At 43.3% G+C, this 1,135-nt stretch carries 1 protein-coding gene and 1 pseudogene; both read left to right on the top strand.

Going from position 1 to position 1,135, the window contains the following annotated elements; translation table 11 throughout:
- Positions 1–556 (top strand): annotated as a pseudogene (locus AC1DWN_RS34160) (heptaprenyl diphosphate synthase component 1); the annotation flags it as partial.
- A 9-nt stretch (positions 557–565) separates the two neighbouring features.
- A partial coding sequence (locus AC1DWN_RS34155; protein WP_477563250.1) for a demethylmenaquinone methyltransferase occupies positions 566–1,135 on the top strand: 570 nt, incomplete at its 3' end.

The raw sequence follows: 1,135 nt of genomic DNA, 5'->3' as shown, positions 1-1,135 counted from the left end.
AGCGGGACAGGTTGATATGATTTCGAAAATAAGCAATGCTGTCTGTGAAGTTAACAGGCTTAAGGTTAATCTCTATATCCGGAGGAGACAGTTCAAGCTTTCCGGAGATGATTATTTAAGCTTTGCCGTACAACTGCGCGGTACGATGTTTCAGTTGTTCTCTAGCTTGCTCGAAGGTACAATATCTCATTTATGGTCAGAGATGTTAAATGGTGTGAGTAGATGCGAAGTTATTATTGAGGAATTAAAGCGCTGCGACTCCCCATTACGATTTGATAAAAGCTGGGGTTACTGGCATGTTATGCAGGAGGGCACAGATGCGGAGCGCCAGCGGTTAGCTGAAAGCGCAAATGATTCCGCGTACATTAAGTACTTAGTAGATAAATATCAAATACGTAGCATTCTTACGGCTGAGCTGAAGTTTTCAGCAGACGGGCTGAATGCAATTGCAGGCAAGCAGGAGTCGGACAAACTAATCGAAGATCTATCAGTGATCATTGATGCTATGTTAAACCAGATGACAAGCCTAACTCCTGCGTTAAACGAGACGAGGTGATTTTTGAAAATGGATTCGAATTCTAAGAGTCATGTGCATGGCGTTTTTGAACGAATCGCACCGCAATATGATTTAATGAACGATTTAATCAGCTTTCGCAGACATAAAGCATGGCGTAAGTTCACCATGAAGAAGATGAATGTGATGCCAGGTCAAACTGCCCTGGATCTTTGTTGCGGCACTTGTGACTGGACAATCGCGCTTGCTGAAGCTAGTGTGACCGGTAAAGTGATTGGCCTTGATTTCAGTCAGAATATGCTTGATATCGGTGCTGTCAAAGTGGATAAACTGGGCTTGAACAATCAGATTTCCTTAGAACAAGGCAATGCGATGAGCTTGCCATTCGAGGATAATTCGTTTGATTATGTGACAATCGGATTTGGTTTGCGCAACGTTCCCGATTACTTGCAGGTGCTGCAAGAGATGAGACGTGTTGTTAAGCCAGGCGGCAAAGTAGTTTGCTTAGAGGTATCAAAGCCCACATGGCAGCCATTTAAAGCCATGTATAATTTATATTTCGAGCGTATACTGCCCCTTATGGGCAAGCTTGTTGCCAAACGTTTTGAGGAATATAAATGG

The organism is Paenibacillus sp. P4_A7, from assembly GCF_056402455.1.
This window is presented reverse-complemented; position numbering and strand designations above follow the sequence as displayed.